The sequence below is a fragment of the Methylophaga nitratireducenticrescens genome (assembly GCF_000260985.4).
Classification (GTDB): domain Bacteria; phylum Pseudomonadota; class Gammaproteobacteria; order Nitrosococcales; family Methylophagaceae; genus Methylophaga; species Methylophaga nitratireducenticrescens.
The window spans coordinates 2,562,929-2,588,878 of the sequence record NC_017857.3 but is presented as its reverse complement, the minus strand read 5'-3'; the positions used below and the strand labels follow the sequence as shown (position 1 = coordinate 2,588,878).

The window sequence follows — 25,950 nt, the reverse complement described above, 5'->3', positions numbered from 1 at the left end:
ACGATATTAACGTGCACTTACATCAAAAACTGACTTACTGTGTTAATGAATGGCGTGACAATAATTATCCGTCGGAACAGTATCCTGCGATTGCCGAGATATTTTCACATGCCTATCTTGATGCCGAATCAAAACAATACCGATTTTTGCGTCATGCTCAGATAGTGGCTTTGGAAACCTACTGGTATCTTCGGATTGTACTGGAGACACCGACCATTCCGGAACTTTATGAAAAGCTTTATCCAAAATTAGCTGACAGGCTCAATGCCATGGGTATTTCAGCAAAGCTTTTTGAAGAAGCAGACTATGATTACGATGCATTATTGGACAGAGTCAGAACGGATAATAAATTCGTCCGTGAGCATCATCTGGAGAGTCTCCGGGAAACGTTGAATCTCAATTATTCCAGTTATATTCTCGCCTTGGCTATGGGCGCTGGAAAAACCATATTAATGGGCACGATAGCCGCAACAGAATTTGCCATGGCCCAAGAATATCCAGACGGCCCATTTGTTCAAAATGCATTGATATTTGCCCCGGGTAAAACGATTATTGAATCGTTGCGTGAGATTGCCGATATCCCCTTTGATCGCATTCTGCCAGAACGCATGAATAAACTGTTTGCTGCAACGTTAAAGCTGACGTTTACGCGTGATGGGGATAAAGAGCTTTCCGGTGTGGTTTGGGGAAGCCGCTTTAATATCGTTGTCACCAACACGGAAAAAATCCGAATTCAAAAAAATTCTGCTCGCGGCGCAAAAAAAGCGCAATTTTCGCTTCCCTTTAATGGCGTTGAGGATCACGATGCTGAAATTGCCAACCTTCGTTTACAGGCCATAGCTTCTCTGCCACATCTCGCGATCTTTTCGGATGAAGCACACCATACCTATGGCCAGAAATTACTGGGGAAATGGCAAAAAAACAAAGACAGTGGTGAAATGGAATTTGTTGAGCAAGGGATCAAAAAAGTCCGTCGCACGGTCGACTATCTTGCTAAGGAAACCAATCTTCTCGTGGTCATTAATACGACCGGCACCCCATATTTTGAACGGCAACCGTTGCGTGACGTGGTGGTTTGGTATGGGTTGGGAGAAGGCATTCGAGATGGCATTCTTAAAGAAGTTGCCAACAATATTCAGGTGTTTGATCTTGATACCAACAACAGTGATGATCTCATCACGCGGATTATTCATGATTTTGTAGCGGATTACTGGTCAGTCACAACGGAAGAGGGTGCACCGGCCAGACTGGCACTGTACTTTCCGCAAACGGACAGCCTGGATGAATTAAAGCCGGCAGTGGAATCTGCTCTGGCTATAAAAGGCATTGATCCGACCACGGTGTTACCTGTCCACAGCAAATCACCTGAAGAAAATAAACGCGCTTTTTATCGTGTCGCTAACGATCCGCAATCGCCGCATCGTATTATTTTGCTGGTCAATATGGGCACAGAAGGCTGGAACTGCCCGAGCTTGTTCGCGACAGGGCTTATTCGACAGCTGAAAAGCAGTAACAACTTTGTATTACAGGCGGCCACGCGTTGTTTGCGACAGGTACCCGGTAACACAAAGCCGGCACGTATCTATCTCACCAAGGACAATCGCAAAATCCTTGAGAAACAATTACAGGAAACATACGGTACAACCATTCAGGAGTTACTGCACAATCAAACTGAACGGGTGGAAAAAGAGGTTAAATTAACCAAGTGGTCGATGCCGCCATTGTTATTGAAAAAGAAAATCCTGCGTTACCGACGCAAAAATGCGGCTCAGCAAAATGAAATGCTGGCTTTCAGACTGCCCGAGGTGAGTTATCAACCGAAAGCGACCATAGAAACCTGGACGATCGCTGAACCTAAATCTGGTACGACCCGGATGGCCAAGGTAGACAAGGACAGTGAATCGGTCTCATTGGAACCGGACTTTTTTGATCTGTATGCTGCCGCAACCATGTTGTCTGCAAACTATCATTTGCCACCGAATCGCGTGTTAGTTGCTTTACGTAAGATCTACGGACATGCTGGACGGATCCCTGAACACCACATCGAGCCATTATCACGCCAAATTGAGCATCAATGCTGCCAATATGAAGAAGATTGGCAAGAACTGGATGTTGCTCTGGCCCTGGTCAAACCTGAAGGTTTTGACCAGCAGTTAATCGACGGCGAACCCACTTATACTGCAAAAATAAGCTTTGCCAAACATCGCGAACATTTATACAAAATACCTGAAGATCTGCCGGATCATGAATTGGCACGACAGGTTTCGTTTCACTATGAAGGCTATAACTTTGATTCCGCCCCGGAAACGGAATATCTGCAACGTGTTATCGCGCTTATCGGCGAGCATCAGGACAATATTGAAGGCGTCTGGTTTACCGGCGGTCTGACTGACCCGAATAAAACCGATCTGTTTGCTGAATATCTGGGCGAAGATGGTCGCTGGCACCGTTATACCCCGGATTTTGTCATTCAACGTAAAGATGGCAAGCACCTTGTGGTTGAAGTGAAAAATGATCGCTTTAGTGCTGAAGTGCATACCGATTTAGCGCGTCATTCAAAAGGAGAAGAGGCGTTGAGTCAGGAGGGACGTAAAGCGGTCGCACTTAAACAATGGCAAGACCTCAATCCTGAAATACTGCATTATCAAGTAATTTTTGCTGATTCCGTTCTAGCCGTGGATGCCATGGACGAAACACGGGCATTTCTGCAAAACAACAGTTAACGTTAACGAACTGCTCATTTCTGCAAAATGAGCAGTTCATATGAAATATGGAATATCAAAACACACCCATATTTCTGTTATTGAAAATATGGGTGTAATATCAATCCCTAATTATTGTTTAGTGAAATATAGAGTGAAAAATGCAGCCATATTTCAGGGAAAGTCATGAGTCGTAGCGGCGTATATCGACAGACGCTGACAGGCTATAAGGCCTTTCACCCAACAGACTTACCACCTGAACCGCCACTCAGTTTGGACGGAGAGTTATCGTTACTACTGTCTGATGCAGACAGAGCCCTGGGCGCAATCAATACGATAGCGAGTGTGCTTCCCAGCCCCGAGCTTTTTGTGGCGATGTTTATTCAAAAGGAAGCCTTGCTCTCCTCACAGATAGAAGGAACCCAATCTTCGCTGACCGATGTATTAGGGGCAGATGAAGAACATATCCCCACTGTCGATGTTGGCGAGGTCGTCAATTACGTTAAAGCGATGCGTTATGGACTGCATAGATTGCAGCAGGATGAATTCCCCATGTCCTTGTGCCTCTTACGTGAAATTCATGATGTGTTAATGCAGGCAGTTCGTGGTGGCATGTCGACCTTAACACCTGGTGAGTTTCGTAGCGGACAAAACTGGATTGGCGGTGCTAACCTGAAAACAGCACGATTTATTCCACCGCCAGTGGAAGAAATGCAGGCGGCGCTGGATAAGCTTGAAAAGTACCTGTATCAGGAAAATGATTTACCCGTGTTGGTCCAGTGTGCGCTGATCCATTATCAGTTTGAAACGATTCATCCTTTCAATGATGGTAATGGCCGTCTGGGCCGGTTGCTGGTTACTTTCTTTCTGGTTTGGCGTGGCGTGCTGGAAGAACCGATGCTGTACTTGAGCGCCTATCTCAAAACGCACCAGCAGGAATACTATGATCGGTTGATGCAGGTTAGAAACAGCGGTAATTACGAAGCATGGGTGAAGTTTTTCCTGGAGGGGGTCATTACCGTTTCAGAGCAGGTGGTCAGCACCACCAAACGCTTGCAGCAACTTGAGCGTGATCATACCGACCGTTTGATCGCCGCCAATGCCGGGCAGGAAGGCATTCGTCTATTACGTTATTTAATGCAGCAACCTGTCGTCATGGTGAAAGACATCACCAAAGCACTGAAAATCAGTTACGGCAAAGCCAATAAATTGATTGCCACGTTTGAGTCGACAGGTTTGCTGCAACAGATAAATCACGGAAAACGCAACCGCCGATTTGCCTATAAAGACTATATCGATATTCTGGCTGAAGGCACAGAAATGACCATGGATGACACCGCTAATGGATAACAGACAACAATGAGCAACACTAACGACATCAAAATCAATAAAGCCAAAGGCCGGCCGATGCTCACCTGGGTGGGCAAACGCACCCTGGATAAAGTCACCCCCTACCCGGCGCAGAAAATTGAAGCATTCAATGTCACCTCGTCCTTATTGGGCGAAGGCTGGGGGCAAGGTGAAAGCTGGCAAAACTGGCCCGATAACGTTGATAAAGGCGGTTTACTGTTTCATGGTGATAATAAGGATGTGCTGGCACACCTGCTGGCCAATGGTTTTCGTGGTAAGGTCAAGCTGATTTATATCGACCCGCCATTTGATTCCGGCGCCGATTATGTGCGTAAAGTGCAACTGCGTGGCCAGGATGGCAGCACCAAGATTGAAGGTGAAGAATACACCTTGGGCGAACAAGTCCAGTACACCGATATCTGGGCTAATGATAATTATCTGCAGTTTATGTATGAGCGGTTGTTGATGTTGAAAGAATTGTTGTCAGAGGATGGAATACTCTGGTTACATTGTGATCATCATAAAAATTACTATTTAAGACTTCTTATAGAAGAGGTATTTGGTCCTGATAATTTTAAGAATGAAATTATCTGGGTAAGGTCAACAAATCCTAAAGGATCGCAACATGAATCTAGTAGTTTTGATATTTTTACTGACACCATTTTAGTTATAGGTAAAAGTAAAACTTCTAGGTTAAATGTTAATAGTATTAGGGTTCCACTATCTCAAGAAGAAATAATTGAAAAATATCATCGAAGGGATGAGAAAGGAATTTATTATGATGGACCAATAATTCGATCAGCATCAATGGGGGCAAGACCGAATTTAGTTTTTGAGTACAAAGGATATACTCCTCCACCATCTGGGTGGCGTGTAAAAAAAGAGAATCTAATAGAAATTGATAATAAAGGAAATTTAGGCTGGTCATCAAATGGAGCTCCATTTAGGAAATTGAGACCAGAAGAGGATAAGGGAAAGCCAATAGGTAATTTCTGGAATGATATCTCTCTCATAAATTCACAAGCAGAAGAACGTGTAGGTTACCCAACACAAAAGCCTATTCAATTGATTGAAAGAGTTATCAAAACAAGTACTTCGGACAAAGATATTGTTCTGGATTGTTTTTTAGGTTCTGGTACAACTGCTATTGCAGCCCAAAAACTCGGCCGACGTTGGATTGGCTGCGATATTAATAAAGGCGCGATCCAAACCACAGCCAAACGTTTGCAAAATGTGATGCGTGAGCAGGCGCAGACGTTGGATAAACAAAAACAGGGCAAGCTGATTGAGGAAGAGTCTGAAGCCGTTTTGCCTGCTCAACTGGCCTTTAGCAGCTGGCGGGTCAACGATTATGATTTGCAGATCCAACATAACGAAGCCGTGGCATTAGCCTGCGAGCATATCGGCATTACCCGCTCGCGATCTGATAGTTTCTTCGATGGCCGCTTGGGAAATCGTCTGGTCAAAATCATTCCGTTTAATCATCCACTGACGCCGCTGGATCTGGAAGATATTGATAAAGAACTGCAACGCCGCCCGGAAGAACAGCGGGATGTCACCGTGGTGTGTTTGGGGATGGAGTTGGCCGCCAAAGCCTGGGTCGAACAACACAACCGTAACCGACCGATTAACCGTTATCACATCATCGAACTGCGTACCGATGGTAAATACGGCGGCTTTATCAAACATGAACCCTTAATCGCCAGCATTGCGGTGAAACGTGATGGCGAGCAACTCGATATTGAAGTGGCCGATGTGTTTTCGCCCACAATTATGCAGCGACTGAATATGGAAGAAGGTTTATTCCGTGCCCATATAGATGATTGGCGGGCTGTGGTGGATTGCATCATGATCGATACCGACTACAACGGTGATGTGTTTAATGTGGCGTTATCGGACATTCCGGCAAAGAAGACCGATCTGGTCTCCGGTCATTACCAGTTGCCTGTCCCCGATAAACATGACGTGATCGTGGCTGTTAAGATTATTGATATGCTGGGAGAAGAAATCATTGTGACTGCCCAGCTATAAGGTCTGACATCAGGCCACTGGCTGGCGTTGGGTTGGTTAATGCATTAATTGCAGCAATGCGTTGCCATGCCCGAGTCGAGCGTTAGGGAGCGCGCCTTGTGAAAAAACGAGACAGCCAAAATCTGCTTTTACCGTTATTTGACGAAGAGGCAGACAGCACAAAAGGTTTGTTGGATAGCTGGCCAGATGGGCATCGTTTTCCGGTCAATGAGCAAGGGCACACCGTCGCCCAAACGGTAGAAGCCGATTTACGGGCATCTGATCAGCCCTTATTGATAACCGGATATGCTTCTCTGGATCGGTTAATTGATTTTGCCGCCAGTTGTGAAGCGTCATCCTGCATACGATTAGTGTTAGGTGCTGAGCCTTTTGATTCCCGGCGTGACAGCTTCGAACTGGGAAGCCATTCCTTTACCCGCGAAATAGAAAACTTCTGGCTGCAACGGGGCATTTCTCTGTTGTTAAGTGCCAAACTGATTATCTGCCTCGACAAACTTAAAACTGGACACTTACAGGCACGTTATCTGGCCGGTAACAAACGCCTGCATGCCAAAATATACCTTGCTGATGAAGCCGTCAGCATAGGTTCGAGCAACTTTACCTATCCTGGGTTTCAAGGACAGCACGAGGCCAATGTGCGTTTTGTGCGTAAAAAAGAATCGGCACGTTATCAGGAAGCGCGAAAGCTTGCCGAAAATTTCTGGCAATTGGGACGGGATTTTAATGACAGGCTGATCGCCTTGCTTGAGCGTTTATTGCAATTGGTGCCGTGGCCTGAAGCCTTGGCCAGAGCATCTGCCGAGTTGTTGGAAGGCGATTGGGCACGTGACTATCTGGAACGGGATAACCTGAATGATATTGAGAAGCTTTGGCCATCACAACGCAAAGGTATTGCCCAGTCACTCTACATTCTCGATAACCATGGCAGTGTGTTAGTGGCGGATGCCACCGGTGCTGGAAAAACCCGAATGGGGGTGAATCTGATTGGGGCGGTTCGCGATCATATTGTCCGTAGCAACCGCCTGAGGCAGGGTATGGCAGTGATGATCAGCCCGCCAACCGTTAAGGAAAGCTGGGAACGGGAAGCGACGCAAAGTTCAACACCATTGCGGGTACATTCGCATGGCGAACTCAGTCATTCACGCAGTCGATCACATGATCATACGATTGAATCGCTCAGAAGATCACAGATTTTATGCGTGGACGAAGGACATAATTTTTTGAATATGGGCTCGGCCAGAACCCAGCAAGTGCTCCGGAATATGGCCGATCATGTGATACTTTTCACTGCAACCCCCATCAATAAAAGTGCGTCAGATCTGTTAAGAATCGCCAATATGCTGGGGGCTGATAACTTGGATGACAAGACGGTAGACGCCTTCAGGCAAATGCTTGGTGCGAAAAAACTCAGCCGTTCTTTGACCGACTCCGAAATTGAAATGCTGAGAACAGCAATCAGAAAATTTACGGTACGCCGGACCAAAAGCCAGTTAAACCAAATGGTGGATATGGAGCCGGAAAAATATCGTGATCATATGGGAAAAACCTGTCGCTATCCGAAACATCAAGCGCAACTCTATCAACTCGGTGAGCCAAAAACCGATCAGGAGTTCGCTTTAAAAATCAGAGCATTATCAGAACAGTTATATGCCGTTTCACATTTTGTAAAACCGATTGAAATGCCCAAAATATTGCGACAGCAGGGTGTCAATGAGGAGAAATATTTACAGGGAAGATTAAACTCAGCCAAAAAAATTGCCAGCTATATCATCATGTCCTCTTTACGCTCTTCACGTATTTCGCTCGCAGAGCATATTGAAGGCACCCGAAAAGCCATAGCAGATTTTGATTTAAAGGGCTTTACCAAGCAAAACACTACTGCCGGAGCAATAGAAAAGTTAGTTGAGCTTGAGGGCAAACTTCCACAAAACAAGTTATCTATTCCTCTGCCGGACTGGTTGACCGATCCCGCAGCACATAAAGATGCGACGGCCCATGACTGGAAAATCTACAAAGCTATCTATGCGCTTATCAAAAAAATGAGCGATACCCGAGAACGAGCAAAGGCTGGCTTGGTTGTAACGTTATTAAAACAACATCATTTAGCACTGGCTTTTGATAGTCGTCCTATCACGTTGGCTTATCTGGAAAAACTGATTAAAACGATAGATAGTCGGCTTCGGGTTTTGGTCGCTACAGGGGAAAGCCAGGATAAGAAGAAACAAATGATGGAAGCCTTCAAACATGGTTCAACAGAAACACAGTTGATTGGTCTTTGTTCTGATAGTTTGGCAGAAGGTGTCAATCTTCAGCAGGCTTCGGTGATGGTGCATCTTGATATGCCTAGTGTGGTACGAGTGGCCGAACAACGTGTTGGTAGGGTAGATCGCATGGACAGTTCTCACGACCAGATTGAAGTTTGGTGGCCTGACGATGCTGTTGAGTTTGCGATTTCATCGGATGAGCGCTTTATTGAGCGATATGAAACCGTCGAAAACTTACTGGGTTCCAATATGCCTTTGCCTGAAGGCATGACTTTAAATAAGGCTGAACCTGTGGCCTATAAAGATATGTTGCAAGAATTTGAGCGGCAGATGGCAATGGATGAATGGGACGGTATAACGGATGCTTTTCTGTCGGTTAGAACATTGGTAGAAGGTGAAAACTCACTTATCAGTAAAACGCTCTACGAAAGGTACCGGCATGTCACCAGCAAGGTTTTATCTCGTGTCAGTCTGGTGAAATCCCGATCTCCATGGGCTTTCTTTTGTTTGTCATCTGGCAGTTTTGCTACACCTCGCTGGTTATTCCTTCCTACATTTTCCGCCAAACCATTACACGATTTAGATGAAATCAGTAACGCACTGCGGGAAAAATTAACCAATATCCCGATAGAGTCGCTACCACTGGATCAACATTCCTCAAAAATACTCGAGCATTTTATTAACCAGCTACCTAAAATTGAGCGTGGTCTACTTCCAAGACGAAAACAACGAGCTCTTGAGCAACTTGAAGAGGTGCTGCAACACTATATAAAAATAGCCAGTTCCACTCGAAACCAGAAAAGATTAGATGTCTATCAAGCTTTATATGCTGTTATTACACGACCTCTTCCAGACTATCAGCCTAACTGGGATGAAGTTGCTTCAAGGTGGCTGGACCTGATTCGCCCGACGTGGTACGAAAAGTTACATAGTTCGCGTTTCAAACTTTTACTGTTAAAAGATATCAAAAAAGAGTTGTTGGCAAACGAAGACACCCTTGGCCCAGCCATTATTGATGCCTTTTCAATGTTTCCCAGACAACAAAAAATTGATGAGAGGATCATGGCCTGTATCGTCGGGGTTTAGCGAAGCAAGAAAATTTGGCCTGTTAAAGTGGTTATTGAATGTTAGATGTTAGGGCTTGTTGATCTTTCATCTCCGCCACTGCTGGAGGCTATTTTTGTGTCCGACAAGGCGGAAAGCGCGCAGTGTAGCCATCCTACATAAGTGATTGACAACGCAGGCGGGCGCAAAAATAGTCCCAGCCCTACGGGTTGTGACTGAAAAAGCGCCACTTATGTCCACGGATGGACTGTATGCTGGCGCGCCAGGGAGGTGCGCGCCGGTCTGCGTTGCTCGTCGCTTATTTAGAATAACTAAAAGGCGCTCCTCGTGCCTTGATTGACGCTTTTTCAGCTCACAACAGAGGCGGAGATAAAAGATTAACAAACGCTAACCAGAACGTTTCGCCTGGCTGGTTTGGTTGAACAGCCACAATAATGGCTTCAACCAATGCTGGCGCCAAGTAAGGATCGTCGCAATGCCTTTAGCCGCTAAACTTAATAACATTACCCAGACTAAAACGGCCATCGTAGGATGATCGGCAGCAAGACACAAAAGCAATGCCACAACCAGACTGGAATAACCCAAAATACGCAGGCTAAGTTGCTCTGATCGTGAGGGGAGGCTGGTTTCAATACCTGTAACCTGCCGCCAATGATTCGGCAGGCTGAGTGAAAGCGACGCCATGCCCAACATAGTGGTAAAAATGGCGGCTATCCAACAAATGATCTCAACCATGTTTAGCCTCCAGATTTTGTGCAGAAAATTCGATGGCCTTATGTACGGCAACATTTTCACGTTTTTTCAGATATCTCGCGGCATAAATCGCAATAGCACTGCTGACCAGCAAGCTTAAATCCACCCCGGCTACCGGCCAGTAATGAAATGCAGTTTTCAACAGATGATCGCCAGTCGTGATCCAGTTAAGGATTACCGCAGCAACGGCCAGCACAGCAAATAATATACTTTGTTCACGCCATGCCGGTGAAATACGCATATGACGAACGGCAGAGCTGCGCCAGAAAGCATGCAGTAACATCACACTCCAGCTTCCCCAGAACACTACCTGCTCCCAATAACCTTTCCCCACCATTTCGGCGGGTAGTAACCGGTTAGCCACTAACATACTCACCGTAGCCACTAACATGCCGGTCACGGTCGTTACCACCAAAGCATCGACCACCTGACTGCCAGAACTGCCCTGCAGCGTATGCTGACGTTTACGTTTTTCAACAAAGAAGATAAAACCGGTGGCAATGCAGATGGCGCCAACCAGACTACCAAACACATACAACCAGCGTAACAACCAGTGTTCAAAATGCTGCAAATGCAGCCCGGTCAGAAATTCGTTGATTTCAGACACTGCAGAACGTGGCGGTTCTTCACGAATTAATTTACCGGTAGTAGCGTTAAAATGCATGCCTTCTCCGACGAGAGCGACGCGGTCACTGCCCGCACGATAAATGCTCACATAGCTATTGGCATCATCCACATGATTTATCTGTAAAAAGCCAACTTCACCTGGCATGTCTTTTTCGGCCCAGCGTTGTTTGGCCTTGGCAACCATCGCATCAATAGAGGTAATTTGAACAGGTACACCAGCACGATCATGTGGCAGACCGGTTTCATTGGCTTCGACCATTTCATGATGGTCATGCAAAGGCTGCAGTTGGGTCTGGGTTACCGGAAAAAAGAAAAAACTGGCAAAGATCAAAATGCCGGTAAAAGTAAAAAAGAAATGAAAGGGTAACGCTACCATGCCAGTGAGGTTGTGCAAATCCAGCACACTACGTTGGGGTTGTTTGTCAGGACGGAAGGTAAAAAATTCACGGAAACGCTTTCGATGAATAATCACACCACTGACCAGAGCAGCCATCATGATAAACGCCGCGATGCCAATGATATAAATTCCAATGCGATTCCAGTTCCAGTTCAAACTAAAGTGCATGGGATAGAAAAAGTCACTACCGATTTTTAATTGATCATCAGGCAGGGCTTTGCCGGTACGCGGATCAATGGTGATATTGCCGTGAATATGATTATGTCCTTCTGGATCCAGTGGGTGTGGCACCCGAAAACCAACGCCCATGATTAATACCGGATCACGATGCGTGGTGTAGGCCCAGAACTCATCGGCAGGTAATTCAGTGCGAGGCGTCATCGGCCCCTGACTCAAATCATGCAGCAATGGCATGTTGGTGTTGTAATCCTGTTCATTGGGTTGAACCGAACGCAGAATTGGTAACAACATCTCATCAAATGATGGCATTACCTGTGGTTCAAACCGGGTTTCCGGGATCGACCAGCGATCAATCTCGCGATCAAAAACCGACAGGCTTCCAAAAAAGAAGACCACCATCAGAATAAAACCCAAGGTCAGGCCAAACCAGGTATGCAGCCAAGCCATTGCCTGTCGAAAGCTACTGAACATGGTTTATATTCCTTGTAAAAATGACTGTTGTACAACACTGGCCAGTACGGTCATCACCACACCACCGCCAAACAGGATTAGCCACAACTGAATTAAGTTATCGGTGGCCATACCCCACAAAAACAGGCTTAAATAGATCAGCAAGGCCAGCATCAACATGCCCATCTCAGCATCATGAAACTCCACACCCAGCGGAATTAATCCGGCAATGGTGATGGCAATCAAACCCCAGGTGAACAAATAACCACCCACCAGACTGGCAAAAATTCGGCTGGCAATAGGCCAGGCAGGAGATGAAAAATTCGGCATGAAAACGGACCTATCTGAAAACAAAAATGCACTATGATAATTAAGCGAACCGGGATGCAAATAAAGCTCAATGCTAAATGATAATAATTAAGATTCACATTGTATAGCGATTAGTGATGTAATTCAAAATTGAGAATGTGTCTGAAAATGATAAACACAACAGGTTTGTCAGCACGGTATTTGTGCTGGTAAGGTTTGATTAAGTTTTGAGCAATTCCTCTATCGATATTTTGCATGCTGGTACGGTGCTGTTAAAGAAGGAGCGCTTACCATGAATAATCGCTTCACCCGCAGACAGAGTCTCAAGATGATCGGTGTCGGCCTGGCTACTACTTTGTTGCCGACCATACCGATCTTTGCGGCAAGTAATGAATTGCATCAGAAACGTTATTCCGGTGACAAAACGTTGCCAGTTATCGGTATGGGAACCTGGCGTACCTTCAATGTCGGTACCGACCCAAAGTTGCTTGATGTCCGAACCGAAGTGGTAAGGACATTTTTCGAACTTGGTGGTGGCTTGATTGATTCCTCGCCCATGTATGGTTCTGCGCCGGATGTTATGGGCTATGCCCTGCAGCAGCTGGGGATTCCCGACAGCCTTTTCTCAGCAGAAAAAGTCTGGAGTCCTGCTGGTGGTTCAGCACGTGAGCAGGTCGCAGACCTGCAAGCACGCTGGAATGTCGAACAATTTGATTTAGTGCAGGTACACAACCTGACAGACTGGCGCGAGCATCTGGCAGCACTGCGGGAAATGAAAGACGAAGGCAAAATCGGCCATATTGGCATTACCACCTCGCACGGCCGTCGCCACCAGGAGTTCGAGCAGATCATGGCTTCCGAAGATATCGACTTTGTTCAGCTTACTTACAATATTGCTCAGCGTGAAGCAGAAAACCGTCTTCTGCCACTGGCAGAAGAAAAGGGTATCGCAGTCATCGCCAACCGGCCCTTTGATGGCGGTAGACTGATTAAAGGGATGAAACGCCGCGATGAACCACTTCCGGAATGGGCTGAAGCAGAATGTGGCTGCTCTAACTGGGCAGAGTTTCTGTTGAAGTTTATCGTTAGTCATCCGGCGATTACCTGCGCCATTCCCGCGACCACAAAAGTTGAGCATCTGCGTGAAAACATGCATGCGGGTACGAGCCCTATGCCTTCGGCCAGCACCCGGCAAAAGATGGCAGATTATATCGAGTCGTTATGAACACCTGGTCCAGCTACACGCTGCAGGATTTTATTCCCTTTACTGCTGATATCTATTTCCGCCTGCTTGAACGCATGAGTGAAACCTTCTGGCCGCTGCATCTGATGACGCTGGCGTTAGGCGTTGCAGCAGTTTGGCTGGCACTCAAAAACCGCACCCGGCTTGCCAGTGTTCTTATGGCAGCTGTCTGGGGCTTTGTTGGCTTTGCATTTTTTATCCAACGTTATGCTGAACTTAACTGGGCTGGTGGCTATATTGGTTACTGCTTTCTTGCTCAAGCAACATTGTTGCTATTAATAGCACTGACTGGAGTTGGCTTTGGCAGCAGGCCCCGTAAAAGTCCTGCTACGGATATCGGTGTAGCCATCGCCCTTGTCGGATTAATTGGTTTGCCGTTAGTTACACCGTTCACCGGCGGTTCCTGGTTCCGGGCAGAAGTCTTTGGCATCCATGCCGATCCAACTGCCATAACCACGCTAGGGTTGCTATTGATCATGTTCCGAGGATGGGGCCTGTGGCTTATTGCTATTATTCCAGCACTTTGGCTGCTGATCTCGGGACTGACTTTATGGGTGCTGGGCGCGCCATCAGCCATTGTGTTATTTATCGTATTGGCAATAGGACTGATCGGCTTGGTTTGGAAGAGTGTTGAGTACAGATCTGTTTAAACAGGAACAAAGAAAATATGAAGCTCGAGTTTAAATGGTCTCGATTGGAGTCTTTTACAGCGTCTGAGCTTTACGAGGTTATCAAGGCTCGCGAATCCGTTTTTGTTGTGGAGCAGCACTGTCCCTATCAGGAAACAGATGAGTTGGATCCTTATGCATGGCATCTATCTGCCTTGGTAAATGGCGAGCTGGCAGCCTATGCCAGAGTGGTTGATCCGGGAATTGATAACCGCCAGCCTTCGATTGGTCGCGTGATGACCCTTAAAAAATTCAGAGGACAAAAGATTGGCCGTACACTGATGGAAGAAGCTTTAAAATTCACCGAGCAAAAATACCCGGGGAAAGACATCAAAATTTCAGCACAGGTCTACCTGCAAAAATTCTATGGGTCCCTGGGCTTTCACTCTTCCGGGGAGCCGTATGATGAAGATGGCATCCTCCATGTTGATATGATTATGTCGGTCAACAAATCTTAAGGACACACAGGTCAATGTATCCGAAGGCCTGACTAGCAGGTTGTTAGACGAAATGGAGTGCATTAACAATGGATATTCAAATCCAGAAAGGATGGAACCTCGAGCAAGCTGACTCAGCCGCCGAGCTTTACGAAGAAGCTTTCGGTGCCAAATTTACAAGGGCGATACCTGATAAATTGAAACGTATCGCCATACTTTCAAAAAGTTTTGTTCCAGTGTTTTCTTTTGCTGCAACATCTGGAAATGACATTATCGGAATAGCCGGTTTTCAAGTGTCTGACGGTTCACTTACCGGTGGAATTGGAGCAAAAAAGTTAATTCAGGAGCTCGGTTTTTTCAGCGGATTGTGGGCTTGTTTAGTCTTTAGTCTCTTTAAACGACAACCTAAAGCGCGTGAATTGGTCATGGATGGGATAGCCGTAGATAGCGGTTTCAGAGGGCAAGGTATAGGGTCTGAGCTACTAGATCAAATAATTCATTATGCTGCTGAAAATGGATTTGATTCGGTTAGGTTAGATGTTATTGATAGCAATCCAAGGGCCAGAAAGCTTTATGAATTAAAAGGATTTGTTGAAGTAAGTAGCGAGAGCTTCCCCTACTTGAAGTGGCTAATAGGGTTTTCTGGCTCAACAACAATGGTCTTAAAAGTTGAGAATATCGTATAACCAAACCAACGATTTTCCTGCTTTCGTTCGTCTTTTGAAGATTCATCCACCTGTTGAGATAAGCAAGACAAAGGAGGCTATAGATCAATAGAATTAAAAAAAGAAAAGCTAAGCTAAGCTAAAACCGGACGGATTTTTGATGTCTCCCGGAAAGTAGCGTTGTCAAGAGGTGAGATAGCTGATAAGACAAGGATAAAATAATCCTTTTTTTTTAATACCGATTTTCTTTGAAATCAAGTTTTCTGGTCAAAATATCCGCCTGATTTACGATAATTAAATTGGTGATTACGATTCTGAGTGATCATAAATATGCGGTTATGCAGGTTGCAAAAACTGAACTTGTTTATCATTCATAACTCGATTGTGTGAAACCCCAGAGCGTAAACCCAAATAATGCTAGCGAAGATTTTGATAGTATCGAGCTTGTAAGTGTCCCGCAATCAGTCAAGAGGAGATTTGCTAATGTCGGATGATGATCACCCAGCCTGGTACTATTTTAATGAAAATCGTTGGCATGGACCTGTCAGTATAAACAAACTCAAATCATTGTATTTTGGAAAGGAAATATTTGAATCAACCAAGGTGGTTAAGCATTCGGATATCGCTCAGCTATCCAAGAATGAAGTAAAAGAAAGTGATTTGTTAGTCAGAGAGTTGAGTCAATGTGACTTCTATCAAGACACAATTGCCAAGTTGAATCTGCTTTACAATGAAGAAGAAGAGATCAAAAACTGGTCTTCCAATAGTGCCATCATTCCCATTATGGGGTATGCCTTACTGGTTTTCTTTTTAATGTACATTGCCATTACCGCTTTACCAGAGAGTTTGCTGCATTTCAGATTATCCGCCTCAAGAATTGTGTATCTACTCTCGTTGAGTGTCTACATCGGATTTTGGTTAGCCTATTTCTCATCCAGTAAAAACGTGAAATTCCTCAATATTGCCACACTTAGACGAATGCTAACCGCCTCCAGCCAACAATGGAAAAGTGACGACGAGAATGCAGGTCTTGTGGATGACCCGTTTTCTGTTAAGCACCAGCTTGAAGAATCCTACCGTGAGAAGGCGCGTGCTGCGATGACGGTAATCGCTATTATGATTGCAGGGAGTTTGATTCTTCTTGTGCAGACGAACCAATATCTGGTGGCGAGGGTGGACTTCCTGACTTTACCGTTCATTTGGGAAAGCTTTTTTTTGACCTTGTCAGCTTTGTCATCATTCATCGCCTTCATTTCCTTTTTGTTATCGGTGGATGCGTTGGACTCTATGTTTAACCGATATCTGACAGACAAAATCGAACTGAGAATGGTCAGAAAATTCTATAGATTCACTCTGAACCCCAAGTATATGGGGCTCATATTTCTCATATTGGGTATTACTTCTTTTGCAGCAATACATAACGGGTTAATTGCTTCTATTATGCTGTGGATTACTATGTCGGTCGGCTATTACCACTGGTTTCCCCATCATGCGACCCTTGATGATCTTTGCTCCGATAATAACGCTGAGAATAACCACGGTCTGGGAGTGAGACTTCTGTATTCGGGCTTTGCCAGAGAGAGGCTCAGGTTAATCATTAGAATTCCATTTTTTGGGGTGTTAACACCTTGTCTAATTTATGCATACTTGGTTCTATGCAACTAATCGATATTTTCTCAAACTGGCCAGACTATGCCTTGCCCGTGATGAGCGCTGTATTGTGGGCGTTGTCCGCCCCGGTTGTTAATCTGGGCTTAAATAAAATCCCTTCAAGGCTGGGTAGTCATGGTGTTTTGTTAGGCTTGTTTGTTGCCCTAAGTTCCGCCGCGTTTTGCCTGGCGATATGGGCTTGGCTTAGTGGTGCAGCGATAACGATAAATTGGCGTCTGGCTGCGGCGGGAGTGTTCACCTTTCCCGTGGCAACCGGCATGTACTACGTTACGGCGGTTGCTTTTAAAGGTCAGGCTGAGGTAGCAGCTCAATTTGCAAAACTCAAACCATTGATCTCGATTATCTTTGCAGCGGTCTTCGTCGGTGAGGTGCTGAACGCCGATATGGTGCTTCCGATTGCACTGATCGCTGCTGGTATAAGCATTTTTATTGTCACCGCAATACGTGGAAAAATTACCATGCAGGCGGTGCTTTTGGGGGCTCTTACGGCGATGGCCTGGTCTGTAGGTGAAACCTTCATGATTCTGGGACTGACAGGCAGTGCTCCTCTGACGGATAATTTTGTCTCGTTAGTATTTGGTGCCTTAGCAATCGTCCCGGTTATGCTGATTTTTAGTAAAAAATTGTATATTGAAAGACATTCCTTGGGATGGTGGTTATTGCCTTTTGCAGTGCATGGCATTATCAGTTTTAGTTTGGCTTATGCGTTCTTTTTCGCGGCGCTGGAGTCGGTTGGAATGTTGAAAACAGTTGTAATTAATGCTTTTTGGCCAGTGCTGGCACTACTTTTTACCTATGTGATTAATCGCGTTCGAAGTGTGAATTACAAGGTTCCCTACTATGCATGGTTCGCCGGGCTTCTTCTTTGCAGTGGTAGCGCCGTACAAATATGGAATATGGCAAGTTAACTAAGTCCAGCTTGGTTTGAGAAAAGGGACTAAAAGCCTGTTCCATGATCCGATCTTTAGATCAAAAAAGAGATGGCTCTACAATGAAACAGCCTTGAAGAACGTAGTTGAATTATTTTGTGAAACCGATGATTTTTGTCACGTCTTCGTTCCACAATAGCAAAAGCAGCTGATTGAAGATGGCACACGCAACCGAAGACGTGATAGTCGTATGAGTTTGAGCGAAATCATCACTGTCTTCATCGGGTTTTACATGCCGTATCATTGCGGCTTTAAAAATTATTAAAAAGGATTCTTAGCTCGCTTGGTTCTATCGCAGTGACTTTTCCGCATGGTTAAGCAATATACGTTTTCTAGGGCTTGTTTGTCTTTCATAGCCACCACTGCTGAAGGAAATTTTTGTGTCCGACAAGGCGCAAACCAACCGTGATTTCTTCCTTGCCAGGCTGAACAAGTATGTTCGTGTGGAAGAGGGGCACAGCGGTTTTATTTACGCCATTAATGGTGGTGTTTTACCCGACTTATGATGTTGCTGTATATTAATGTATAGTAAAAATTTTACTTGTTTTAATAATTATATTAAAAATAATTAAAAGAAAATATTAATAATATTAAAAATACCTGGAAATAAGTTGGATTAATGAAACATTGTCTTGCATGCCAAAGCAGCTTAACACCCATGAAACTCAAATGTGATTCGTGCGGTGTGACCTATGAAGGTGTGTTCAGCTTTCCAAGGATTATGCGGCTTTCGACAGAAAGCCTGAAGTTGGCTGAAGCTTTTTTATTATGTAGCGGCAACTTCAAGGAACTCTCTGAGCAGCTAGGCGTGAGCTATCCAACCTTACGCAAACATGTCGATACTATGATTAATGAACTGGTAGGGCTACGACAACAGGATCAGCAGACCATCGAATCGATTTTGGATGACATTGATAAAGGAAAGCTCAAGTCTGAAGAGGGTTTGAGATTAATCAGGGAGATTAATGGTGAGCATTGAAGAAAAAATCAAAGCGATGATTGCTTCCGGCGCATTAAGTGAGGAGCAAGCAGCACAATTTCGCGCCAGTATCAGCCCATCCCCAAACATAAAATCTGCACGAGTTCGTCAAAAATTACCCGTTGCCAAAATCATTGCTGCGCTTTTTATCTTGGGCATTATTCTCATAATATCGATGAGTGGCAGTGATGTTGGCAGCCATTCGGAAACTATTCAAAACGTTGCTGAATCAATGAATCAACCAGGAGAGAGTGGAGCAATGAATAAGTCCTTACAAAATTCGCTAAGTATGATCGTCATCTTTCTGCCTGTGTTGTTGTGTGTGTTGCTGGTGATCTACTTGTATAACAATCTCGTCAGTAAAGAGGAAGACGTTTTTGTCAGTTGGTCACAAGTTGAAAGTCAATATCAGCGCCGTGCAGACTTAATCCCCAACCTTGTCAGTACCGTGAATGGTTATGCCGAGCAGGAAAAAGAAGTGCTAATGGGCGTGACAGCTGAACGAGCAAAAATTGCCGAAGCCCTTGCCGCACTGCAACAGAGCGATGCGAAAACCGAGGCGCTACGCAAAGAGGCGGCCAATCACCTTGAGGATGAAGCTTTTATGACAAAACTGGCCGCGGCACAGGAGCGGTTCAGCAAGGATATTACCGGTATCTTCGCTTTGGTCGAAAGTTACCCCGAGCTGAGATCATCAGATAACTTTATGGCTTTACAGGACCAGATTGAAGGTACTGAAAACAGAATCAATATTGCCCGTATGGTGTTCAATGAAGCTGTTCGTGATTACAACAAGCTCATCAGAATTATGCCCAGCAGCCTGATTGCGAGTACAGCTGACTTCAAACGCAAGGCTTATTTCGAGGCTGAAGATGCAGGTGATGAAAGTCCGAAGGTGTCGTTTTAGGGCTGTTGAGACTGCAAACCATGACAATGTTATGAAACGGAATTGGTAACAGGAGAAAAAAATGGATTTACCAAGAGTTCGTCTTCCTTATATCTTTATATTATTCATCGTTCTGGCCATTTATTTTCTGCAGTTATCGGCAACGAAGAATCCGGAGAAAATAGGCCTTATCAGGGATGAGGCACTCATTTTTTCTGAGGAAGAGAAAACACATATCTCCAGCTATCATCAAATGATGCTGGATAAATACGATATTGATTATCGGGTGCTTACCTGGAAAGAAAATACCGACATTGATGTACAGGCTTATAACGTCTTTAACGACAATGATATCGGCAGCCAGAGTCAAAGACAGCGTGGTTTATTGCTGGTGATTAACACCCGTAATGATGAAGTGAGGCTTGAAGTTTCCGGGAGCCTGGAATCAGTCTTTACCGATGCCTTTGTTGGTTATATCGAAAAGCGACAGATGGTGCCATTCTTCCGCCTGGGGCGGGTGGGGGACGGGGTATTTGCTACCAGTGAGCTGATTCGTATCAGAGCTGAGGAGGCTCGCCAGGGTAAAGCGTTCGATCCAACCAGTATTGAAGGCAGTTTTGGTGCGGGCGCCAGAACGGACGCCAAAATTGGTGCCGGTAAAGAGACTGCATTTGCTGAAGGAAAAGCAGATGTCATGGCTGCGGATACGCCAGAGGAAACCCTGAGCCGCCTTTTCAAGGCAATGCGAACGCGTAATGCCCGGAGTGATCTGGATATTTATACGCCAGATACCAGGACATTCATGTCAGACATGGTGGTCTCGCCAGCGCAAATGGACAATTCTGCCAAGCGCTATGATACCTGCGAGTTAGATCGTGTGGTTTATAGCGAGGATGGTCAGCGCGCTGTTTTACTGCATAACCTTAAAAACCGTAGCTGTGACCCTTTTACCTTCGACAAAGGGGATGACGGTAAATGGCGGGTGAATCTTAAAGCGATTGGTCTTGGCTTAGGGCATACTTTTGGCAATGTCTGGTACCTGCACTACGGCAGGCAGAAAGAGTCAGGACTGCACAATTATTATTTTGGCTTCAGAGATTATTTTTTCCGTCGTCCAGGTGGTGAGCAGTTCGAACATCAGGGCTTTCCTTATTATCGCAGCTGGGGGCTTACTATTAACCATGTTTTCGAGGGCAGCAGGGTCATTGAAATTCATGGAGAAGATAGTTTTGCAGCCAGGGCAGGTTTGCAAGAAGGTGATGTCATTCTTCGCTGGGAAGGCCTTGAATATCCACACAATCAAGTCATCGGCAACCGTATGGCAGAGGTACGGGAAGACCTGGATGTCGATATTGTTTTTCGCCGAGGGGAAGAAATACATCAGCTGCTGATCAAAGCGCCGTCCAGACCTGAAAAGAAAGACAAGTTGCGCTGGGGACTGACCGTTAGAAGTGATGGTCCAAAAATGCCGCTGGTCCACTACGTGACGCCAGGTTCTCAGGCAGACAAGTTGGGCCTGAAGGCTGGTGATTTCATATTACGCTGGAATGACGCCCTCACCCCATCCACATCTTATGTTTACAAACTGATGCGACAAGCTCAGCCGGGTGACCCGGTTTCAGTCGACGTTATTCGTGACAGTGGCAAAATAACTCTGGAAGGCACAGCCGGAAAGAGAAGGGAAATGGCCAAGGTTCAGTGAATATATGGGCGTTTTACGTCATATGCGAAATAGAGCCAATGTCAGTCAACTCGATTCGCCCATCTTTAGCCCCTCAAAAAAATACCCGGTGAAACAAGTGTTCCATCGGGCAAATTATGATTATCTGCAAGGTTAGATGATCAAAAAATCAATCTGATTATTCGTTATCTTAAGGCTGTAATGCCGTGCTTACTGCAGCATCACCTTCGAGTTCAACAAAGTCCTCTGTCCCATAATCGATCATCGCTTCAAGCTGTGATAGTGTTGCTTTAGCATGCAACTTATCATTTTTTTGGTTGATTTCGTCGAGTGATATTAGAATGGTTTTCGCTCCTAGACCGAGCAAGCCGCCGACAGAAATTACGGCATGAATGTCTTGGTTATCTGGACTGATAACAACTTTTTGCACTTCACCGACATCTTCTCCATCACTAGTGATTACTTCCATGCCATTCAGATCATCGGCTGACATGTCGTATAGTCCACCCCTGTTAGCTGGTGTGCCTGCACCGGTTGGGCCATGAGGTTGCTCATCCATCTCAACATCATTATTTCTATCCATTTGACCTTTCATCTCAACATCACTGTCGTTATCCATTTGTGTATTGCTGATTTCTTCTTCCTCTTCTTCTTCCTCAGTTACATTACTCTGATGATCGGTTAATGGGCGATCAGTCTCTTCTGACGCAGCTCTATTGCCTGCACTGGGTCCCTCAGCATCAATGGTTTCATTCATCTCATCCATGACGTTACTTTGATGATCGGATAATGGGCGATCAGTCTCTTCTGGATCAGCTCTATTACCTGCACTGGGTCCCTCAGCATCAATGGTTTCATTCATCTCATCCATGACGTTACTTTGATGATCGGATAATGGGCGATCAGTCTCTTCTGGATCAGCTCTATTACCTGCACTGGGTCCTTCAGCATCAATGGTTTCATTCATCTCATCCATGACGTTACTTTGATGATCGGATAATGGACGATCAGTCTCTTCTGGATCAGCTCTATTACCTGCACTGGGTCCTTCAGTATCAATAGTCTCATTCATCTCATCAATGACATTATTCTGATGATCGGTCAAAGGCCGATCCGTTTCTTCTGGACCAGCTGTATTACCTGCAGCGGGCTTATCAGCGTCAATAATTTGGTTAAACTCATCCTCATGAGTTGGCATTGCTGGATGTGTTGAAGATGAATCATTCTGCTGCATATCGCCCTGATTACTAGCGTCAGATCCATCGATGGTTTTCGAGTAATCATCGGCTGCAATGGCCCCTGTGCTGAACATCGCGGTAAGGGCGCTGGCTATTAATGTTTTGCGAAAAATAGAATTCATAAAAGTACTCCTAATCGCACTATGGATGTTTTGTATCTTCATCCCATTCCGGCGGACTGGCATCAGATTTGCCATAGCGTTTGATCAGTATTCACTGCATCAAAAACAGTGTCTGTACGTTATCGTACTAACGTCTATAATTTGAGTAGAGTAAACCATTCCTTTAGCCTCACACACAGGCCTGAATCGATTGTTTTTATTTGTGAACATAGCACTATTGAATAATGTTTTATGTCGTAACTATTCACCAAAAATTATTCCGGTAATGTTAAAAGCTCATAATTAAGTGCAAACAGTCAAATACATTCCGATAGGAGGGGGTATGCAACAAGTACTTACCAGATTCAAGCGGGATCAATCTGGCGGGGAAGAAACTGCCAACGCCATTAGTCATGGAATTAGGGCTTACAGCTGCACTGATTGGAACACCTTTTTTAATCGCACGGGCAGTACACCAAGGTGAAACAGCTTTTGTCGTTGGGGTCAGCATATTTTGTGCGACAATGATACTTCTATATCTGGGTTCCACGCTGTATCACGCATTACCTGCAGGCAAGGCAAAGCGGGTTTTTTTACGTATTGAACTTTCTGCAATCTTTCTGTTGATCGCGGGAACGTATACACCCTTCACCTTCGGCGTGCTGAAAGGCGCTTGGGGTTGGGCGCTGTTTGGCGTTATATGGGGGCTGGCGACTGTGGGAATCGTCCTTAAAGTTTTTGAAAAACAACAGCATCCAATCCTTTCAACCAGTCTTTATTTGTTGATGGGATGGGTGATAGTGATTGCTATTGATCCCTTATTGGAAAATTTACCTACTGCTGGCTTGATATGGTTAATAGCTGGTGGCTTGTCTTATACCGTAGGCGTTGCGTTTTTTGCCACCGATTCAAAACTGAAATATGGTCACTTTATTTGGCATTTATTTGTTCTGACGGGCACCACATACCATTTTTTTGCTGTGCTTTGGTATGCAGCTTAATCAGATGAAAAAAAGGACAGATTTATTCAAATCAAAATAAATCTGTCCCGTTTTTTAACCTCAGAATGTCAGCGTCAAACCAGCATACACCGATCTACCCATGCCCGGGACGGTCTGCCCCCACGGAACTGAGGTGTTCATGGTGGCACCTTGACCTACATAGGCACCGGAAAGTGGGTGACTGTAGAGACGATCAAATACGTTTTCCACGCCAACATCGACACGTGCCTGCTTCCATTCATAACTGGTACGCAGATTCACCAGTCCATATCCGGCGGTTTCGATTTCATTGCGTTCGTTATTAACTTTGTCTTTGCTGGCGACCAGCACCCATTCAACATTATTACGCCAGCCGTTTTTGCTGTGCTCCAGCGATAAGGTAGAATTCAGCGGCATGATGTTATACAAATCATCACCGGTATCACGGTTTTTACCTCTTACATAACTGATGGTGGCGGTTCCGGTGATTTGTCCCCATTGTTCTGACTGATACAGCGTTTTGAAACCCGATATATCCATACCATAGAGTTTGGCCGAGACATTCTGGTATTGCAGATAGACAAAATCATTGTCGGTTGTCAGGTTGGCAGCAGTACAAGCTCCACCGCCAGTGCTACAACGCTCGGCATCAATAAAGTCATCGACATAGGAAATATAAGGTGTGAGCGATATATGCCAGTCGTGTTGTTTGGCATCATGGAGGTTGGCTGTGAAGCTCAGTGTATGGGCGATTTCAGGATCCAGCTCAACATTGCCGACATAGCCATTACCATCCCCGACCAGATTCACCATCCGCATCGCCATACCATTGGTAGACCAGGCAAAGCGCTCGTATAAGTTCGGCGAGCGGGTTTTCTGGGCATAGCCGAATTCATAATCATGAGTATCAGCAGGTTTGAAGCGAGCCAGCAATGTCGCATCGATATTATGATCGGTGATATCACGGTCACTGGCATTAAACGCATCTGCAGCTGCCTGATACATTGCGTTGTAACCTTGCACATCATCTGCATTCATCTTCACGGTTTCATGGCGAATCCCTGCTACCGTGATCCACTGACTGTTCCAGACGGCTTCCCATTCGGCAAACACACCGTAACGATCCCGCTCGCCATTGTTGATATTCCAGAACGTGTTGGGTGCCATCATCATGCCACCTGAAGCTTCCCAGAAATCATCCAATCGATAACGTTGCAGATCGGCACCAACACGGAACAGATCGCGTTGGTTTGTATTGATTTCGGCTTTAACCGATAGGCCACGGTTATCGCCTTCGGTTTCCATGGGCATCCCCAAAGCGGTCATCATGCCAGAACCATAGAGAAACTGTTTATCATCACCAAACTGCATTTTGTGATGGGTTTTTTCACGATAAAGCGAGGTTTCCAGTGAACCCCAGTCGAACATTCCGTTATAGATCAGGTTGATTTGATTACTGCGGTTTTCCGTCATATCCATACGCTGATTTGGCCAGCCTTGATAAGGAATGTCCTGATGGGCAAATTTGAGCTGAAGCTGGTGGTTATCCAGTTTATAAGCAAAATCAATCGCATGATTACGGCTTTCATAAGCGGATGAGCCAACTTCATCTGCATCTAATGAACCGCGATCTGTCGCAGTATTTCCCGCCGGTTTGAAATTGCCACCGGCATCATAATTATTCGCTTTGGCAGTGGAACCGGTATAAGTGATACTGAAGTTTTCTGATGCCAAGGTTGTAGAAAGATGGCCGCCACGCGCGTCACCATTGCTGCGATAGTAACTGCCAATCTCACCTTTGGTGATGGTCTCGCCTTTTGCTGCAAATTCCGGTTGTTTGGACTTGGCGATAACAGTGCCACCGATACTGTCACCACCCAGGCTGACAGGGGCAATACCCGAATAAACCTGAATCTCTGAAACACGCGAGGGAGCGAGATAAGAGAGCGGGGGATTCATATGATTGGCACAGGCCGAAATCAAATCCATGCCATCAACCTTGATACGCAGGCGGTCATCGGCAAAACCACGCATAAAAGGCAAACCTGACACACCGCCGCCAGCATACATGGACATGCCAGCGACATCATTTAAAAAAGCAGCCGTATCACTTTTATAAGCTCTTTGGGAACTAAGATCGTTCTCTTTTAATGTGGTGTTGTCCATGGTTGCCACGGATGCTGCAGTGACGGTCACTTTATCCAGCATCTCATCATCGTGTTCATGGACGGCATATAAAGGAGCACTTGCCAGTCCGGTCAGAATCATCATGGCCAATGGTGAAAGACGTTTTTTCATGGTGCTGTTATTCCGGTTTAAAAAGTTAAACCAAGAATAAGCAATA

The 25,950-nt window shown here is 45.4% G+C and carries 20 protein-coding genes; 15 read left to right on the top strand and 5 right to left on the bottom strand.

Annotated elements, in window-relative coordinates; translation table 11 throughout:
• The first annotated feature begins 11 nt into the window (after positions 1–11).
• The 4 genes from Q7A_RS12255 (at position 12) to Q7A_RS12240 (ending at position 9,433) form a co-directional block, all read left to right on the top strand.
• Complete coding sequence (locus tag Q7A_RS12255; protein WP_014707927.1) at positions 12–2,723, top strand: DEAD/DEAH box helicase family protein; 2,712 nt, start codon at positions 12–14, stop codon at positions 2,721–2,723.
• Positions 2,724–2,888: 165 nt separating this feature from the next.
• The gene (locus Q7A_RS12250) at positions 2,889–4,052 is read left to right on the top strand and encodes a Fic family protein (RefSeq protein ID WP_014707926.1); all 1,164 of its coding nucleotides are present in this window, start codon (positions 2,889–2,891) and stop codon (positions 4,050–4,052) included.
• A gap of 9 nt (positions 4,053–4,061) precedes the next feature.
• On the top strand, positions 4,062–6,083 hold the full coding sequence (locus Q7A_RS12245; protein WP_014707925.1) for a site-specific DNA-methyltransferase: 2,022 nt from the start codon (positions 4,062–4,064) through the stop codon (positions 6,081–6,083).
• A gap of 98 nt (positions 6,084–6,181) precedes the next feature.
• Positions 6,182–9,433 (top strand): SNF2-related protein, encoded by a 3,252-nt coding sequence (locus Q7A_RS12240; protein ID WP_089418545.1) that lies wholly within the window; start codon positions 6,182–6,184, stop codon positions 9,431–9,433.
• A 366-nt stretch (positions 9,434–9,799) separates the two neighbouring features.
• Here the strand turns inward: Q7A_RS12240 and Q7A_RS12235 are convergent, their stop codons facing one another.
• From Q7A_RS12235 to Q7A_RS12225, 3 genes are read right to left on the bottom strand one after another with little or no spacing between them, the layout of a single operon-like run.
• Positions 9,800–10,147, bottom strand: a complete 348-nt coding sequence (locus Q7A_RS12235; RefSeq protein WP_014707924.1) for a DUF3325 domain-containing protein — start codon at positions 10,145–10,147, stop codon at positions 9,800–9,802.
• Positions 10,140–11,840, bottom strand: coding sequence for a PepSY-associated TM helix domain-containing protein (locus Q7A_RS12230; protein WP_089418544.1), 1,701 nt, complete (start codon positions 11,838–11,840; stop codon positions 10,140–10,142). Before Q7A_RS12230 ends, Q7A_RS12235 begins: the two co-directional genes overlap by 8 nt.
• A gap of 3 nt (positions 11,841–11,843) precedes the next feature.
• Complete coding sequence (locus Q7A_RS12225) at positions 11,844–12,149, bottom strand: hypothetical protein (protein ID WP_014707923.1); 306 nt, start codon at positions 12,147–12,149, stop codon at positions 11,844–11,846.
• A gap of 271 nt (positions 12,150–12,420) precedes the next feature.
• Between Q7A_RS12225 and Q7A_RS12220 the strand changes: the two genes are divergently transcribed.
• From Q7A_RS12220 to Q7A_RS12180, 10 genes are all read left to right on the top strand, one after another.
• Positions 12,421–13,353 carry an aldo/keto reductase gene (locus Q7A_RS12220; protein WP_014707921.1) on the top strand — a complete coding sequence of 311 codons (933 nt, stop codon included), beginning with the start codon at positions 12,421–12,423 and terminating at the stop codon, positions 13,351–13,353.
• A complete protein-coding gene (locus tag Q7A_RS12215; protein WP_014707920.1) occupies positions 13,350–14,021 on the top strand; it encodes a DUF6064 family protein in 672 nt (223 codons plus the stop codon). Before Q7A_RS12220 ends, Q7A_RS12215 begins: the two co-directional genes overlap by 4 nt.
• A gap of 17 nt (positions 14,022–14,038) precedes the next feature.
• On the top strand, positions 14,039–14,497 hold the full coding sequence (locus Q7A_RS12210) for a GNAT family N-acetyltransferase (RefSeq protein WP_014707919.1): 459 nt from the start codon (positions 14,039–14,041) through the stop codon (positions 14,495–14,497).
• A gap of 68 nt (positions 14,498–14,565) precedes the next feature.
• Entirely contained in the window at positions 14,566–15,162 is a 597-nt protein-coding gene (locus tag Q7A_RS12205) for a GNAT family N-acetyltransferase (protein ID WP_014707918.1), read from the top strand.
• A 462-nt stretch (positions 15,163–15,624) separates the two neighbouring features.
• Complete coding sequence (locus Q7A_RS12200) at positions 15,625–16,806, top strand: DUF4339 domain-containing protein (protein ID WP_014707917.1); 1,182 nt, start codon at positions 15,625–15,627, stop codon at positions 16,804–16,806.
• Positions 16,797–17,720, top strand: a complete 924-nt coding sequence (locus Q7A_RS12195) for a DMT family transporter (protein WP_014707916.1) — start codon at positions 16,797–16,799, stop codon at positions 17,718–17,720. The genes Q7A_RS12200 and Q7A_RS12195 overlap by 10 nt, the downstream gene beginning before the upstream one ends.
• A gap of 401 nt (positions 17,721–18,121) precedes the next feature.
• Complete coding sequence (locus Q7A_RS15650) at positions 18,122–18,247, top strand: hypothetical protein (protein ID WP_014707915.1); 126 nt, start codon at positions 18,122–18,124, stop codon at positions 18,245–18,247.
• Between the two features lie 152 nt (positions 18,248–18,399).
• The gene (locus tag Q7A_RS12190) at positions 18,400–18,720 is read left to right on the top strand and encodes a DUF2089 domain-containing protein (protein WP_014707914.1); all 321 of its coding nucleotides are present in this window, start codon (positions 18,400–18,402) and stop codon (positions 18,718–18,720) included.
• On the top strand, positions 18,707–19,627 hold the full coding sequence (locus tag Q7A_RS12185) for a LemA family protein (protein WP_048480996.1): 921 nt from the start codon (positions 18,707–18,709) through the stop codon (positions 19,625–19,627). Before Q7A_RS12190 ends, Q7A_RS12185 begins: the two co-directional genes overlap by 14 nt.
• A gap of 61 nt (positions 19,628–19,688) precedes the next feature.
• Positions 19,689–21,308, top strand: coding sequence for a TPM domain-containing protein (locus Q7A_RS12180; RefSeq protein WP_014707912.1), 1,620 nt, complete (start codon positions 19,689–19,691; stop codon positions 21,306–21,308).
• Between the two features lie 169 nt (positions 21,309–21,477).
• Here the strand turns inward: Q7A_RS12180 and Q7A_RS12175 are convergent, their stop codons facing one another.
• Positions 21,478–22,647: a PRC-barrel domain-containing protein gene (locus Q7A_RS12175; RefSeq protein ID WP_014707910.1), complete on the bottom strand. Its 1,170-nt coding sequence runs from the start codon at positions 22,645–22,647 to the stop codon at positions 21,478–21,480.
• Between the two features lie 392 nt (positions 22,648–23,039).
• Between Q7A_RS12175 and trhA the strand changes: the two genes are divergently transcribed.
• Positions 23,040–23,627: a PAQR family membrane homeostasis protein TrhA gene (gene trhA / locus Q7A_RS12170; protein WP_202971533.1), complete on the top strand. Its 588-nt coding sequence runs from the start codon at positions 23,040–23,042 to the stop codon at positions 23,625–23,627.
• Between the two features lie 60 nt (positions 23,628–23,687).
• Here trhA and Q7A_RS12165 read toward each other — a convergent pair whose 3' ends face one another.
• Positions 23,688–25,904, bottom strand: a complete 2,217-nt coding sequence (locus tag Q7A_RS12165) for a TonB-dependent receptor plug domain-containing protein (RefSeq protein ID WP_014707908.1) — start codon at positions 25,902–25,904, stop codon at positions 23,688–23,690.
• Positions 25,905–25,950: the final 46 nt, after the last annotated feature.

Bases quoted from the DNA above. Each gene is read 5' to 3' on its own strand.
- Q7A_RS12235 (WP_014707924.1), bottom strand. From the start codon at position 10,147: ATGGTTGAGATCATTTGTTGGATAGCCGCCATTTTTACCACTATGTTG.
- Q7A_RS12225 (WP_014707923.1), bottom strand. From the start codon at position 12,149: ATGCCGAATTTTTCATCTCCTGCCTGGCCTATTGCCAGCCGAATTTTT.
- Q7A_RS12185 (WP_048480996.1), top strand. From the start codon at position 18,707: ATGGTGAGCATTGAAGAAAAAATCAAAGCGATGATTGCTTCCGGCGCA.
- Q7A_RS12250 (WP_014707926.1), top strand. From the start codon at position 2,889: ATGAGTCGTAGCGGCGTATATCGACAGACGCTGACAGGCTATAAGGCC.
- Q7A_RS12165 (WP_014707908.1), bottom strand. From the start codon at position 25,904: ATGAAAAAACGTCTTTCACCATTGGCCATGATGATTCTGACCGGACTG.
- Q7A_RS12205 (WP_014707918.1), top strand. From the start codon at position 14,566: ATGGATATTCAAATCCAGAAAGGATGGAACCTCGAGCAAGCTGACTCA.
- Q7A_RS12220 (WP_014707921.1), top strand. From the start codon at position 12,421: ATGAATAATCGCTTCACCCGCAGACAGAGTCTCAAGATGATCGGTGTC.
- Q7A_RS12195 (WP_014707916.1), top strand. From the start codon at position 16,797: ATGCAACTAATCGATATTTTCTCAAACTGGCCAGACTATGCCTTGCCC.
- Q7A_RS12190 (WP_014707914.1), top strand. From the start codon at position 18,400: ATGAAACTCAAATGTGATTCGTGCGGTGTGACCTATGAAGGTGTGTTC.
- Q7A_RS12230 (WP_089418544.1), bottom strand. From the start codon at position 11,840: ATGTTCAGTAGCTTTCGACAGGCAATGGCTTGGCTGCATACCTGGTTT.
- Q7A_RS12200 (WP_014707917.1), top strand. From the start codon at position 15,625: ATGTCGGATGATGATCACCCAGCCTGGTACTATTTTAATGAAAATCGT.
- Q7A_RS12180 (WP_014707912.1), top strand. From the start codon at position 19,689: ATGGATTTACCAAGAGTTCGTCTTCCTTATATCTTTATATTATTCATC.
- Q7A_RS12215 (WP_014707920.1), top strand. From the start codon at position 13,350: ATGAACACCTGGTCCAGCTACACGCTGCAGGATTTTATTCCCTTTACT.
- Q7A_RS12245 (WP_014707925.1), top strand. From the start codon at position 4,062: ATGAGCAACACTAACGACATCAAAATCAATAAAGCCAAAGGCCGGCCG.
- Q7A_RS12210 (WP_014707919.1), top strand. From the start codon at position 14,039: ATGAAGCTCGAGTTTAAATGGTCTCGATTGGAGTCTTTTACAGCGTCT.
- Q7A_RS12175 (WP_014707910.1), bottom strand. From the start codon at position 22,647: ATGAATTCTATTTTTCGCAAAACATTAATAGCCAGCGCCCTTACCGCG.
- trhA (WP_202971533.1), top strand. From the start codon at position 23,040: ATGGAATTAGGGCTTACAGCTGCACTGATTGGAACACCTTTTTTAATC.